We start from the raw sequence: 14075 nt of genomic DNA, 5'->3' as shown, positions 1-14075 counted from the left end.
CCGCTCCGCACCCGATCCGGGTGCGGGCCGGCAGCCTTCATCCGATATCGCGGCGGAGCCCAACCGGAGCTCCTCTCATGCCGTCCTCGCCGCCTTCCGAAGATCCTTCCCAGTCCTGTCATGTCCACAAATTCGGCGGCAGCAGCCTGGCCGACGCCGCCAAAATGCGCGCGATCGGCGCGCTGCTCGGCGAAACCGGCACGCGCCTGGTCGTCGTCTCGGCGATGCAAGGCACGACCAACGCCTTGGTGGCGATGGCCGAGGCCGCGCGCGAAGGCCGCGACTGGGCTTTGGATTGGGAAGCGCTGCGCCAGCGGCATCTCGATGCGGCCGAAACGCTCGGCGATGCCGATGTGCGGGAAACCATCGCCGCCGGTTTCGACGATCTGCGCGCCGATCTTCTCGAACTGGCCGCCGACCCCGCCGACGCGCAAACGCTCGCCGCGCGCGTGCACGGCGCCGGCGAAATCTGGTCGTCGCATCTAGTGCGGGCCGCGCTAGGCGACGGCTGGCAGCGCCTCGACGCGCGCGAAGCGCTGGTCGTGCATCCGGGCGAAATGGGCGTCGGCGTGGATTGGGACGAAAGCCGACGCCGATTCGCGCGCTGGCGCGCCGAACATGCGGGACGCGATACCGTCGTCACCGGTTTCGTCGCCCGCGATGCCCAGGGCCGCGACGCCACGCTCGGCCGCAACGGCAGCGATTTTTCCGCGGCGATCTTCGCCAATCTTTGCGACGCCGACGCGCTGACCATCTGGACCGATGTCGACGGCGTGCTGTCCGCCGATCCGCGCCTGGTGCCGGACGCGGTGCTGCTGCCCTCGCTGTCCTATGCCGAAGCCTGCGAACTGGCTTATTTCGGCGCGAAAGTGCTGCATCCGCAAACATTGGCGCCGGTGCAGTCGCGCGGCATTCCGCTGCGGATCCGCAACACGCTGCGGCCGCAAGCGCCCGGCACCGAAATCGTCGCGAAGCATTCCGCCGACGGCACGCCGGTCAAAGGCCTCAGCCTGGTCCGCGACTTGGCGGTGCTGGAACTGGTCGGCAACGGCATGGTCGGCGTGCCCGGCGCGGCCGAACGCCTGTTCGCCGCGCTGCACGGCGCCGGCGTCTCGGTGACGATGATTTCGCAGGGCTCGTCCGAGCATTCGATCTGCTGCATCGTCCGCGCCGACCAGGCCGAACGCGGCCGCGCCGCGATCGCGCAGGCTTTCGCTGGCGATATGGCCGACCAGCGCACCCAGGCCGTGCGCGTCACCCAAGACATCAGCGTGCTCGCGGCGGTCGGCGACGGCATGGTCGGCACGCCGGGCGTGGCCGCGCGCCTGCTCGGCGGGCTGGCGCAGGCGCGGGTGAACGTGCGCGCGATCGCGCAAGGCGCGAGCGAGCGCAATGTGTCCGTGGCGGTGGCCAGCGACGACGCCACCCGCGCGCTGCGCGCCGCGCATTCGGCGTTCTGGCTGTCGCCGCAGCACGTGTCGATGGGCGTGATCGGTCCGGGTCAGGTCGGCCGCGCCCTGCTTTCGCAGTTGGCGGCGACGCTGCCCAAGCTGCGCGCGCGATCGCAGCTGGACCTGCGCATCCGCGGCCTGTGCGACAGCCGGCGGATGGCGTTGTCGGAAACCGGTTTCGATCCGGATTCCGCGTTGGCGGCGCTGCAGGAAGGCGCCGCCAACCCGATCGATTTGGACGCTTTCGCCGCCCATATCCGCGGCGAGCATCTGCCGCATGCGCTGATCGTCGACTGCAGCGCCAGCGACGCGGTCGCCGCGCGCTATCCGCAATGGCTGGCCGCCGGCATCCATGTGGTCACGCCCAACAAGCACGCCGGCAGCGGCGAATGGGCGCGCTACGCCGCGATCGGCGAAGCGCAGCGCCGCGGCGGCGCGCGCTTCCTGTACGAGGCCACGGTCGGCGCCGGCCTGCCGGTGATCCAGACCCTGCGCGGCTTGCTCGACACCGGCGACGAGCTGCACGGCATCGACGGCATGCTGTCCGGCACGCTGGCCTGGCTGTTCAACCGTTTCGACGGCAGCCAGCCGTTTTCCGCGCTGCTGCGCGAGGCGATGGCGCTGGGCTATACCGAACCGGACCCGCGCGACGACCTCTCGGGACTCGACGTGGCGCGCAAGCTGGTGATACTGGCGCGGGAAGCCGGGCGCGAGCTGTCGGTGGAGGATGTGGACGTGGAAAGCCTGGTGCCGGCATCGCTGCAGAAGATCGGACGCGAGGATTTCCTCGCCCGGCTCGAAGAGATCGATGCGCCGATGCAGGCGCGGCTCGACGCCGCGGCCGCGCGGGGATTGGGCTTGCGCCATCTGGCGCGGCTCGGCGCCGACGGTTCCGCCCAAGTCGGCGTGGTCGCTTTGCCCGCCGATCACGCCTGCCGGCACACCCGCCTGACTGACAACCTGGTCCAGTTCCGCACCGCGCGCTATTCACAGAACGCGCTGGTCGTGCAAGGGCCGGGCGCGGGACCGCAAGTGACGGCGGCCGGCGTGTTCGGCGACATGCTGGCGGTCGCGCGCTCGCTGGGCGCGCATACCTTGCGCGCGGAGCCGCTGGCATGAGCGTACGGCGCGAAGCGCGCGCGTACGCGCCGGCCAGCGTCGGCAACATCGGCGTGGGTTTCGACCTGCTCGGCCACACCATCGCCGGGCCGCGCGACACCGCGACGGTGCGGCGCATCGCCGAGCCGACGGTGCGCATCCGCTCGATCGGCGGCGATGTCGCCGGCGCGGACCGGCTGCCGCTGGCGGCCGCGGAGAACACCGCCGGCCAAGCCTTGATTTCGCTGCGCGAAAAATTGCGTTTGGGCTACGGGTTCGAACTCGAATTGGAGAAGGGCATCGCGCTGGGTTCCGGGCTCGGCGGTTCCGCGGCTTCCTGCGTGGCGGCCGTGGTCGCCGCCAATGCCTTGCTCGACGCGCCGCTGTCGCGTGCGGCGCTGTATCCGTTCGCGCTGGACGGCGAATCGGTGTCCAGCGGCAGCCGCCACGGCGACAACGTCGCGCCCATGCTGTTCGGCGGCGTGGTGATGGCGACCGCGACGCGGGTGATCGAATTGCAGGCGCCGGAATGGCTGCATTGCGTGGTGGTGCATCCCGACCAAGTGCTGGAAACCCGCCGCGCGCGCGCGGTGCTGGCCGAACCTTATCCCTTGGGTTTGGTGGTCGAACAAAGCGCGCACCTGGCTTTGTTCTTGACCGGATTGCAGCGCGGCGACGCCGATCTGATCCGCGAAGGCTTGCAGGACCTTCTGGTGGAACCGCGCCGCGCCCCGCTCATTCCCGGCTTCGCCGCGGTGAAGTCCGCCGCGTTGGACTCGGGCGCGTTGGGCGCCAGCATTTCGGGCGGCGGCCCGAGCGTCTTCGCCTGGTTCCGTTCGGCGCGCGAAGCCGACGCCGCCGCTGCGCCGATGCGCGCCGCGTTCGCCGACGCGGGCTTCGGTTCGCGGGTCTATGTGTCGCCGGTGGCGGGGCCGCGGGCGGAGGTGATCGGCGATGACGTTTGATGCCCCGGCACCGTCATCCCAGCGCAAGCTGGGATCCACGTTGCTTTCCGCTTTGCTTTTGCCTTCAAAGCTGTCGTTCCCGCGAAGGCGGGAATCCAGTGACTTTAAGCCCTCTCCCGCTTGCGGGGCGAAACAGCGCTTCTTGCGCGGCACTGCTGCGCGCGCCGTTGAGCGCCTGCGCGTAAGCGCGGGCCGGGGCGCGGAGCGAGGGTCGGGTGAGGGCGCGCAGACTTGCATGATCGCGTCGTCGTTTCTGGCGCGAAAGTCACTGGATTCCCGCCTTCGCGGGAATGGCGGCTAAAACAAGAGCATGGAATTCCTCAGCACCCGCGGAGCATCGCCTTCAACTCCCATCGACGACGCCCTCGCCGCCGGCCTCGCGCCCGACGGCGGCCTGTATGTGCCGGAACGCTTTCCGGGCCCTATTTTCATAGGTCCGGAGGCGACTCTGGACCGCGCTGCGCATGCGCTTCTTGCGCCCTATTTCGAAGATTCCGCCCTGCGCGACCGGCTCGCCGATATTTGCGCGCGCGCCTTCGATTTTCCCGCGCCGCTGCGTGCACTGCGCGGCGAAGGCGACTGGCTGCTGGAGCTCTTCCACGGCCCCACCGCCGCCTTCAAGGATTACGCGGCGCGTTTCCTCGCCGAAGCCTTATCGGGCTTGCGCGATGAAAGCGCGCCGCCCACCACGATCGTCGTCGCCACCTCCGGCGACACCGGCGCCGCGGTCGCGGCGGCCTTCCATCGCAAGCCGGGTTTCGAAGTCGTCATCCTCTACCCCGATGGACGCGTCTCGCCGCGGCAAGCGCACGGTTTGGGATGTTGGGGCGACAACGTGCGCGCCTTCCGCGTCGACGGCAGTTTCGACGACTGCCAACGTTTGGCGAAACAAGCTTTATCCGACGAGCCCTTGCGGCGCGTACGGCCGCTGAGCTCGGCCAACAGCATCAGCCTGGGCCGCTTGCTGCCGCAGGCGGCGTATTACGCGCAGGCCGCATCGCGCTTCGCCGCCGAACGCGGCGCGCCGCTGAATTTCATCGTGCCCACCGGCAATCTGGGCAACGCCTGCGCCGCTTACGTGGCCAAGCGGATGGGCCAGCCGATCGGCGAAATCCGACTGGCAACCAACGCCAACGACGCCTTGCCGCGCTACTTCTCCGGCGCCGATTACGCACCGCGGCCGACCCGCGCGACCTTGGCCAATGCGATGGACGTAGGCGCGCCGAGCAATTTCGAGCGGCTGCGTTATTGGCACGGCGACGATGCGGCATTGCGCGCGAGCTTCGTCGCCGAATCGGTGGACGACGCCACGATCCGCGACACGATCCGGCAAGCGCCCGCGCGGCACGGCATCGTGCCCTGCCCGCATACCGCCACCGGCCTGCATTTGCTCGAACGCTTGCGCGAAGCGGGCGACGACCGTCACTGGGCAGTCGCGGCGACCGCGCATCCGGCCAAGTTCGAAACCATCGTCGAACCGCTGGTCGGCCATCCGGTCGAACCGCCGCCGGCCTTAGCCGAATGTCTGGCCAAGCCCGCGTCGGCCGAGCCGCTGCCGGCGGACTATGCCGCTTTGCGCGAGCGTATACTCGGTCGCTGTGATGCTTTTTTTTTGGACGCGGCTTTAGCCGCGAGCTCTTTTTCGTATTCGCCATCTGATCGAAAGAGCTCGCGGCTAAAGCCGCTCCCACAAAAGATCGACTCTCTAAGCTTTAGGGGTCGTCGGCGGAGAGCAGCAGCATCCCGGCCCGAAATAATTTCCTGCGAAACTATTGACAACTCCCAAACCGGCATGTTCTTCTCGACCCATGACGCAGCGCAACATCCATCCGCAGACCGCGAAGGCCATGTCGACCGACATGCGCCCGCTGCTGCTTAGCGTCGCGACCGCCGCCCTTATTCTCGTACTCGTCCTTATTACCGTCCAAACAGGCGCGGGAATCGGGTTTGCGTAACTAAAAAGCAAAACCCAGGTCGAGAGAACCAAGACCCCGCGCCCTAACAAGGCGCGGGGTTTTTGTTTTTGCGATCTGAGGTTTTCCAAGGAACCTCAGCGTGAAAAGCGATGCCATAAAACTCGGACCCGCAAGAGCCCCGGCGCGCGCGATGCTGCGCGCCACCGGCCTGGACGATGCGGCGATCGCCAAACCGCTGGTGGCGGTGGTGCACACCTGGTCCGACGTGTCGCCCTGCAACTTTACGCTGCGCGATCTGGCGCAGCACGTGCGCGCCGGCGTGATCGCCGGCGGCGGTACGCCGGTCGAATTCAACACCATCGCCGTCACCGACGGCATCGCGATGGGCAGCGACGGCATGCGCGCTTCGCTGGCCTCGCGCGAAACCATCGCCGATTCGATCGAACTCGCGGTCTCCGGCCATTGCCTCGACGCGGCGGTGATGCTGGTCGGTTGCGACAAGACGATTCCGGCCGCGGCGATGGCCGCGGCGCGGCTCGATATCCCGAGCGTGATTCTGTACGGCGGCACGATCATGCCGGGCCAATGCCGCACGAAGGACGGCGCGGACAAAGCGCTGACCGTGCAGGATGTGTTCGAAGCGGTCGGCGCGCACTCGGCCGGCAAGATCGACGACGCCGAATTGCACCGCATCGAATCGCACGCCTGCCCCGGCGCCGGCGCCTGCGGCGGCCAGTTCACCGCCAACACGATGGCGATGGTGCTGACTTTCCTCGGCCTGTCGCCGCTGGGCGCCAACGATATCCCCGCGATCCATACCGGCAAGCCCGGCGCCGCGAAAGCCTGCGGCGAACTGGTGATGCGCCGATTGCGCGAAGGCGGCCCGACACCGCGCGCCCTGCTCTCCCCCGCGGCCTTGCGCAACGCCGCGCGCGCGGTGTCGGCGACCGCCGGCTCCACCAATGCGGCGCTGCATCTGCTGGCGATCGCGCATGAGGCCGGCGTGGCGTTCGACTTGGAGGAATTCGAAGCCGCGTCGGCGAACACGCCGGTGATCGCCGACTTGAAACCGGGCGGCCGCTACACCGCCGCGGAAATGTTCGAACACGGCGGGACGGCATTGGTGGCGCGCGAACTGAGAGCGGCCGGTTTGATCGAGGATATTCCGACGGTCACCGGCCTTTCCCTTTTTCAGGAACTCGACGAAGTGCCCGCACCGGGCGCGCAAGACGTCGTGCGTCCGGTGAGCGATCCGATCAAACCGCGCGGCGGCTATTCGATCCTGTACGGCGATCTGGCGCCCGAAGGTTGCATCGTCAAACTCGCCGGCCACGGCCGCGAACGCTTCGAAGGCCCGGCGCGCGTGTTCGATTCGGAAGAGGCCGCGTTCGCCGCGGTGCAAGCGCGTGCGATCAATGCCGGCGACGTGGTCGCGATCCGTTTCGAAGGTCCGGCCGGCGGACCCGGCATGCGCGAGATGCTGGCCGTTACCGCCGCGCTGGTCGGACAAGGCCTGGGCAACGACGTCGCCTTGATCACCGACGGCCGTTTCAGCGGCGCGACGCACGGCTTCATGGTCGGTCACATCTCGCCCGAAGCGATGCGCGGCGGGCCGATCGCGAAATTGCGCGACGGCGACATCGTGCGCATCGACGTCGCGGCGCGTCGGATCGACGTCGATGCGGATTTGGAAGCGCGCGAACCGACGCGGATCGCGCCGCGCGTGACCAGCGGCGTGCTCGCCAAGTACGCGCGCGACGTCGGTTCGGCATCGAAAGGCGCCGTCACCGCTCCCGGGCCGCTCGACGCGGCGGGAGAAACGCCTCGCGGCATTCCGATCTCGGTCGTGCCGAGCGAACGGCACGAACCGATTTACGCATGACCTCTACGGATTCGAAACCCCTCCACCACCAGGCCAACGACATGAGCACTGCAAGCAAACCCAAGATAGCGATCCTCGGCTACGGCAGCCAAGGCCGCGCGCACGCCCTCAACCTGCGCGATTCCGGCTTCGACGTCACCGTCGGCCTGCGTCCGGGCGGCCCGACCGAAATCAAGGCCAAGGCCGACGGCTTCGCGCCGAAAACGCCGGCCGAAGCGGTGCGCGGCGCCGAACTCGTCGCCGTGCTGACGCCCGACATGGTCCAGCCGCAGCTGTACGGCGAAACCATCGAGCCGAATATCGCGCCGGGCGCCTGCCTGCTGTTCGCGCACGGCTTCAACGTGCATTACGGCCAGATCGCGCCGCGCGAAGACCTGGACGTGGTGCTGGTCGCGCCGAAAGGCCCGGGCGCGCTGGTGCGGCGCGAATACGAGATCGGCCGCGGCGTGCCCAGCGTCTACGCCGTGCACCAGGACAAGAGCGGCCGCGCCGAGGAATTCGCGCTGACCTATTGCGCCGGCATCGGCGGCGCGCGCCAGAACGCGATCAGGACCACGTTCAAGGAAGAAACCGAGACCGACCTGTTCGGCGAACAAGCCGTGCTCTGCGGCGGCGCCACCAAGCTCGTGCAGGCCGGCTGGGAAACGCTGGTCGAAGCCGGTTACCAACCCGAAGTCGCCTACTACGAGTGCCTGCACGAACTGAAGCTGATCGTCGACCTGTTCTACGAGGGCGGCATCACCCGCATGCACGAATTCATCAGCGAAACCGCGCAATACGGCGCGCTGACCCGCGGCACCTACGTGATCGACGACGACGCGCGCGCGCAGATGAAGAAGATCCTAGCCGAAATCCAGGACGGCACTTTCGCCCGCCAGTGGATCGCCGAATACGCCGCCGGCAACGCCAATTACAAGGCGCTGAAGCAGGCCGATCTCGAGCATCCGATCGAAGCGGTCGGCAAGAAGCTGCGCGCCAACATGAAGTGGTTGTCGACCGCGCCGCAGGCGCCGGCGAAATCCGCCGCCGCCAAATCCGCGCGAAAACCGCAGCCCGAGGCCGCCTGACATGAACGGGGCGCGCTGGTTGGTGCAAGCATTGTCCGCGGAAGGCGTGGACACGCTGTTCGGTTATCCGGGCGGCGCGATCATGCCGTTCTACGACGCGCTGCACGGGTCGGACCTGAAACACGTATTGGTCCGGCACGAACAAGGCGCGGCGTTCGCGGCGAACGGCTATGCGCGCGCCGGCGGCCGCGTCGGCGTATGCGTGGCCACTTCCGGCCCCGGCGCCTCCAACCTGGTCACCGGCATCGCCGATGCGATGCTGGATTCGGTGCCGATGGTGATCGTCACCGGCCAGGTGCCGACCGCGCTGATGGGTACCGATGCGTTCCAGGAAATCGACGTGTTCGGCATGACGATGCCTATCGTCAAGCACAGCTTCCTGCCGCGCAGCGTCGACGACCTGCCGCGGATGTTCGCCGAAGCCTTCCGCATCGCCCGCTCCGGCCGTCCGGGCCCGGTGCTGATCGATTTACCCAAAGACGTGCAGAACGGCGACGCTTCGCATCTGCCGCTGCACGCGCCGCTGCCGACCGATCCGGTGCCCGCACCGATGGATGCTTCTCTACACGCAGCGTTGGCGCTGATCTCGCAGGCGCAGAAACCGGTGCTATACGGCGGCGGCGGGTTGGTGTTGGGCGATGCGGTGCAAGCGTTCCGCTTGTTCGCCGACGCGACCCAAATCCCGGCGGTGCTGACGCTCAAGGGCTTGGGCGCGCTGCCGGCCGCTCATCCGCTGAACCTGGGCATGGTCGGCATGCACGGCAGCCGCGCCGCGAACATGGCGGTGCAGGAATGCGATCTGCTGATCGCGGTCGGTGCGCGCTTCGACGATCGCGCCACCGGCAAGCTGGCCGAATTCGCGCCGCATGCGCGGGTCGTGCACATGGACCTGGACGCTTGCGAGATCGGCAAGCTGCGCCATGCCGAAGTCGGCGTGCGCGGCGACATCCGCACGACGCTGACCGCGCTCACCCTGCCCTGCGCCGCACACCTGCACGGACGCCACGGCGTCGCGCGAAAGCAGTGGCGCGCGGCCTGCCAGCAGCGCGCGCGCCAGCATGCCGCGCGCTACGACGCGCCCGGCGAGAGCGTGTATGCGCCGGCCTTGCTGAAGCGCTTGTCGGAATTGGCGCCCGAGGCGGTGGTGTCCTGCGACGTCGGCCAGCACCAAATGTGGGTCGCGCAGCACTGGCGGCTCAAAGACCCGCGCAAGCACCTGACCAGCGGCGCGCTCGGCGCGATGGGCTTCGGCCTGCCGGCCGCGATCGGTGCGCTGCTCGCTCTGCGAGAGCCGGAAAATCCGGATGCGCAGGTGATCTGCGTCAGCGGCGACGGTTCCTTCCTAATGAACGTGCAGGAGCTGGCGACCATCGCCCGCTATCGACTGCCGATCAAGATCGTGCTGCTCGACAACCAGGCGCTGGGCATGGTCCGGCAATGGCAGGAGCTGTTCTTCGAGCGCCGCTATTCCGAAGTGGATTTGTCGGACAACCCCGATTTCGCCGCGGTCGCCGCCGCGTTTGGCATTCCGGCTTCGTTCGTCGACCGCGCCGACGGCGTCGATTCCGCATTGCAGGCGCTGCTCGCCGCGCCGGGGCCGGCCGTGCTGCATGTGGCCATCGACCAAGCGGCGAACGTTTGGCCGCTGGTGCCGCCCAACCGCAACAACGCGCAGATGCTCGACGCCGACGAAGTCGCTTCGCTGTCCGTCGCTTCCCCCATCGCCGAATCCGAGGAACCCTCCAATGCGCTATCAGCTTGATCTCACCTTGCGCCAAGCCGAAGGCGCGCTGGCGCGCGTGCTCGGCACCGCCGAGCGCCGCGGTTTCCGCCCGTTGTCCGTCGACGGCGAAGCGCAAACCGACGGCGACCGCTGGTACGTGCGCATGACCGTCGAAGGCGAACGCTCCGACGAATCCCTGCAGCACCAGCTCGCCAAGCTCTACGACTGCCTGGAAGCGCGGGTGACGCCATGTTGACCTCGACCGCCGCGGAACGGCGCGCCGACGCGCCGGCGTTCGCCGAAAAACGCGAAACGCGCGACAAACCGAAGCTGTGGTTCGACGGCGAGATCGCCGACGCTGACGCGCTGCAAGCCGACCTATCGACCCACGCCATGCATTACGGCAGCGGCGTGTTCGAAGGCATCCGCAGCTACGCCACTAAAAACGGCGCCGCCGTGTTCCGCCTGCCGGAGCATCTGGAACGCATGCGCAAGGGCGCCGATTTGCTGGGCATCGCCTTCGACGCCGCGCAAGCGACCGAAGCGGTGCTGCAGGCGCTGCGCGCCAACGGCCATCGCGACGCCTATATCCGCCCGCTGGCTTGGGTCGGCGCCGGAAGCTTCGGGCTGGACGTGGCCGGTCATGCGCAGCATTTGATGGTCGCGACCACGCCGACCTTGGTGCATCTGGGCGGCGCCAAGGCGCGGATGACGGTGTCGCCGTGGCGGCGCAATCCCGCCAGTTCGCTGCCGCCGCTGAAGCTGTGCGGCGCTTACGTCAATTCGATCCTGGCCAAGCGCGAAGCCAAATCACGCGGCTTCGACGAGGCTTTGTTCGTCGACGAGCGAGGATTCGTCGTCGAATGCACCGGCGCCAACGTCTTCATCGTAAAAGACGGGCGCGTCACCGCGGTCGAGCATCGCGATGCCCTGCCGGGCATCACCCGCGATACTCTGATCGCGCTGAGCGGCGCGCCGTCTCGGCCGGTGACGTTGGAAGAGTTGCGCGACGCCGACGAAGTTTTCGCCTGCGGCACCGCTGCCGAAGTCGCACCGATCGCCGCCGCGGACGACCGCGCCTACGGCGACAACCCGATCGGCCGCGAACTGGCCGCGCTGTACGCGCGCACGGTTCGCGGCGAAGAAGCGGCCTCGCAAGCCTGGCTGACGCCGGTCTGAGCCGTGGATCCCGCCGTAGCCAGCGACGTGTCCGTCACCGCCGCCGACGTGCTGGCGGCGCAGGCGCGTTTGCGCCGCTACTTGGATGCGACGCCCGTGCATTACGCGGAGCGTTTCGGCTGCTGGCTGAAACTGGAAAACCTGCAGCGCACCGGCTCGTACAAAGTGCGCGGCGCCTTGAACGCGCTGCTGGCGGCGCGCGAACGCGGCGACGAGCGCGCCGTGATCGCCGCGTCCGCGGGCAACCACGCGCAAGGCCTGGCCTGGGCCGCGTACCGGCTCGGCGTGCAGGCGATCACAGTGATGCCGCGCTGCGCGCCGGAAACCAAAATCGCCGGCGTCGCCCACTGGGGCGCCACCGTACGCTTGCACGGCGATAGCTACGACGAAGCCAAGGCTTTCGCCCGCGACCTCGCCGAACAGCACGATTATCGCTTGCTGTCCGCCTTCGACGACCGCGACGTGATCGCCGGCCAAGGCACCGTCGGATTAGAACTGGCGGCGCTGGCGCCGGACGTGGTGCTGGTGCCGATCGGCGGCGGCGGATTGGCCGCCGGCATAGCGTTGGCCCTCAAAATGTGCGTATCCGCGACGCGAGCGTCGCGTCGGCAAGACGTGCGCATCGTCGGCGCACAGATCGAAGGCGTCGACGCGATGGCGCGCGCATTGCGCGGCGATCGCTCCGAACGCGAACCCGCCGTCACGCTCGCCGACGGCGTGCGCGTCAAGGAACCCGGTTATCTGACCCAACAACTGCTGTCTTCGCTGCTGGACGACATCGTCATCGTCCGCGAAGCCGAATTGCGCGAGACGCTGGTGCGGCTGGCGCTTGAAGAACACGTGATCGCCGAAGGCGCCGGCGCGTTGGCTTTGGCCGCGGGACGACGAGTCGCAGGCAAGCGCAAGTGCGCCGTAGTTTCGGGCGGGAATGTCGATGCCGGTGTGCTCGCGAGATTACTCTCCGAAGTACGGCCGCGCGCTCCGCGAAAACCGCGGCGTCGGGTTCAAGAACGCGACGCGCCTAAGCCCTCTCCCGTTCACGGGAGAGGGTTGGGTGAGGGCGCGCGGAGTACCGAGGTCGCCGCGCCGCCGCCTGGAGAAAAAGCAAAGTCGCTGGATTGCACGACGCATCCTGCGGCGTGCCCTTCGGGCCATCGCTGCGCGATGTCCGCTCCGGCATCCATGCCTTCGCAGTCCCGCTTTCGCGGGAATGACGTCCAAAGCAAAACCAATCTACTCGAGGAGATCTGCGCGTGACCACCCCAGCGCACGTACGCATTTTCGACACCACCCTGCGCGACGGCGAGCAATCGCCCGGCTGCAGCATGTCGCCGCAACAGAAAGCGGTGATGGCGCGCGCGCTCGCCGAACTCGGCGTCGACATCATCGAAACCGGCTTCCCGGCCAGTTCGCAATCCGATCGCGAAGCCGCCGCGCTGATCGCGCGCGACCTGCGCGAAACCACGCTGTGCGTGCTGTCGCGCTGCCTCGCCGGCGACATCGAAGCCTCTGCCAAAGCGCTGGAAGCGGCCGCTAAGCCGCGTCTGCACGTGTTCATCTCCACCAGCCCGCTGCACCGCGAACACAAGCTGCGGATGAGCAAGGAGGAAGTACTCGAAGCGACCGCCCGCCACGTTACCCATGCCCGCCGGCTGGTCGACGACGTCGAATTCTCGACCGAGGACGGTACCCGCACCGAAGAGGACTTCCTGGCCGAAGTCATCGGCGTCGCCATCGCCGCGGGCGCGAGCACGATCAACGTGCCGGACACGCTGGGTTACACGACGCCGGCTGAAATACGTGCCTTGTTCCAGCGCTTGATCGCGACCGTTCCCGGCGCCAGGAACGTCGTGTTCAGCGCCCATTGCCATAACGATCTGGGCATGGCCGTCGCGAACTCGCTGGCCGCGATCGAAGGCGGCGCGCGCCAGGTCGAATGCACGATCAACGGCATCGGCGAACGCGCAGGCAACTGCGCCATGGAGGAGCTGGCGATGGCGATGAAGGTGCGCGGCGCGTACTTCGACGCCGACACCCGCATCGATACGCGCCGCCTGGTGCCGACCTCGCAACTGCTGTCGCGCCTGGTCGGCATGCCGGTGCAGCGCAACAAGGCCATCGTCGGCGCCAACGCCTTCGCCCACGAATCAGGCATCCACCAGCACGGCATGCTGCGCCACCGCGGCACTTACGAAATCATGCATCCGGAAGACGTCGGCTGGCCCGCCTCGCAAATGGTGCTGGGCCGCCACAGCGGCCGCGCCGCTGTGGCGCATCGCCTGGAAAGCCTGGGCCATGCGCTGCAAGACGAGGCTCTGGACCGCGTCTTCGCCGATTTCAAGGCGCTGTGCGAGACGCAGCGCGTCGTCGGCGACGACGATCTGCACCGCCTGGTGCGCGGCAACGACGACGACGACGGATACCGCCTGGCCGCGATGACCGTCAGCGACCGCGGCCGCCGCGCGAGCGCGCTGATCGAGCTTTCCGGCCCGGACGGCGCGCACGTCGCCGAAAGCGCCTTGGGCGACGGTCCCGTCGACGCCTTGTTCGCCGCCTTGGCCGCCGCCACCGGCGTCGATCTGAAGCTGGAGAGCTACCACGTGCACAGCGTCGGCATCGGCAACGACGCGCGCGGCGAAGCGAACCTGAGCGTGCGCTGCGAGGGCGCCGAATACCAAGGCACGGGAACCAGCAAAGACATCATCGAGGCCAGCGCATTGGCCTGGCTGGACATCGCCAACCGCGTATTGCGCACGCGCCGCCCGCAACGCCTTTCCGCCTTCGCCTGACGCCG

8 protein-coding genes and 2 pseudogenes are annotated in these 14075 nt (G+C 68.2%); all 10 read left to right on the top strand.

Annotated features, from left to right (window positions below; genetic code table 11):
- Nucleotides 1-77: 77 nt before the first annotated feature.
- The 10 genes and pseudogenes from thrA (at nt 78) to FCE95_RS16320 (ending at nt 14070) form a co-directional block, all read left to right on the top strand.
- Nucleotides 78-2570 carry a bifunctional aspartate kinase/homoserine dehydrogenase I gene (gene thrA, locus FCE95_RS16365; protein ID WP_137268099.1) on the top strand — a complete coding sequence of 831 codons (2493 nt, stop codon included), beginning with the start codon at nt 78-80 and terminating at the stop codon, nt 2568-2570.
- Nucleotides 2567-3514 (top strand): homoserine kinase, encoded by a 948-nt coding sequence (locus FCE95_RS16360; protein WP_137268098.1) that lies wholly within the window; start codon nt 2567-2569, stop codon nt 3512-3514. The genes thrA and FCE95_RS16360 overlap by 4 nt, the downstream gene beginning before the upstream one ends.
- 310 nt (nt 3515-3824) lie before the next feature.
- Nucleotides 3825-5105 (top strand): annotated as a pseudogene (gene thrC, locus FCE95_RS16355) (threonine synthase); the annotation flags it as partial.
- A 464-nt stretch (nt 5106-5569) separates the two neighbouring features.
- Complete coding sequence (ilvD, locus tag FCE95_RS16350) at nt 5570-7312, top strand: dihydroxy-acid dehydratase (RefSeq protein ID WP_137268096.1); 1743 nt, start codon at nt 5570-5572, stop codon at nt 7310-7312.
- Nucleotides 7309-8379 (top strand): ketol-acid reductoisomerase, encoded by a 1071-nt coding sequence (gene ilvC / locus FCE95_RS16345; protein ID WP_262982813.1) that lies wholly within the window; start codon nt 7309-7311, stop codon nt 8377-8379. The genes ilvD and ilvC overlap by 4 nt, the downstream gene beginning before the upstream one ends.
- 1 nt (nt 8380) lies before the next feature.
- Nucleotides 8381-10141: an acetolactate synthase 2 catalytic subunit gene (ilvG, locus tag FCE95_RS16340; RefSeq protein WP_137268095.1), complete on the top strand. Its 1761-nt coding sequence runs from the start codon at nt 8381-8383 to the stop codon at nt 10139-10141.
- The gene (locus tag FCE95_RS16335; protein ID WP_137268094.1) at nt 10125-10358 is read left to right on the top strand and encodes an ACT domain-containing protein; all 234 of its coding nucleotides are present in this window, start codon (nt 10125-10127) and stop codon (nt 10356-10358) included. The genes ilvG and FCE95_RS16335 overlap by 17 nt, the downstream gene beginning before the upstream one ends.
- A complete protein-coding gene (locus tag FCE95_RS16330) occupies nt 10352-11281 on the top strand; it encodes an aminotransferase class IV (RefSeq protein ID WP_137268093.1) in 930 nt (309 codons plus the stop codon). Before FCE95_RS16335 ends, FCE95_RS16330 begins: the two co-directional genes overlap by 7 nt.
- A gap of 3 nt (nt 11282-11284) precedes the next feature.
- Nucleotides 11285-12295 (top strand): annotated as a pseudogene (locus tag FCE95_RS16325) (threonine dehydratase); the annotation flags it as partial.
- Nucleotides 12296-12528: 233 nt separating this feature from the next.
- Nucleotides 12529-14070, top strand: a complete 1542-nt coding sequence (locus tag FCE95_RS16320) for a 2-isopropylmalate synthase (RefSeq protein ID WP_223266952.1) — start codon at nt 12529-12531, stop codon at nt 14068-14070.
- Nucleotides 14071-14075: the final 5 nt, after the last annotated feature.

Origin of the sequence: Luteimonas gilva, assembly GCF_005239095.1 — a bacterium.
Lineage (GTDB): Bacteria > Pseudomonadota > Gammaproteobacteria > Xanthomonadales > Xanthomonadaceae > Luteimonas_C > Luteimonas_C gilva.
Note: the sequence above shows the minus strand (reverse complement) of the source record. Positions and strands in the feature narration are given on the sequence as shown.

Coding starts and splice junctions, on each gene's coding strand:
- thrA (WP_137268099.1), top strand. CDS start 78: ATGCCGTCCTCGCCGCCTTCCGAAGATCCTTCCCAGTCCTGTCATGTC.
- FCE95_RS16360 (WP_137268098.1), top strand. CDS start 2,567: ATGAGCGTACGGCGCGAAGCGCGCGCGTACGCGCCGGCCAGCGTCGGC.
- ilvC (WP_262982813.1), top strand. CDS start 7,309: ATGACCTCTACGGATTCGAAACCCCTCCACCACCAGGCCAACGACATG.
- ilvG (WP_137268095.1), top strand. CDS start 8,381: ATGAACGGGGCGCGCTGGTTGGTGCAAGCATTGTCCGCGGAAGGCGTG.
- FCE95_RS16335 (WP_137268094.1), top strand. CDS start 10,125: ATGCGCTATCAGCTTGATCTCACCTTGCGCCAAGCCGAAGGCGCGCTG.
- FCE95_RS16330 (WP_137268093.1), top strand. CDS start 10,352: ATGTTGACCTCGACCGCCGCGGAACGGCGCGCCGACGCGCCGGCGTTC.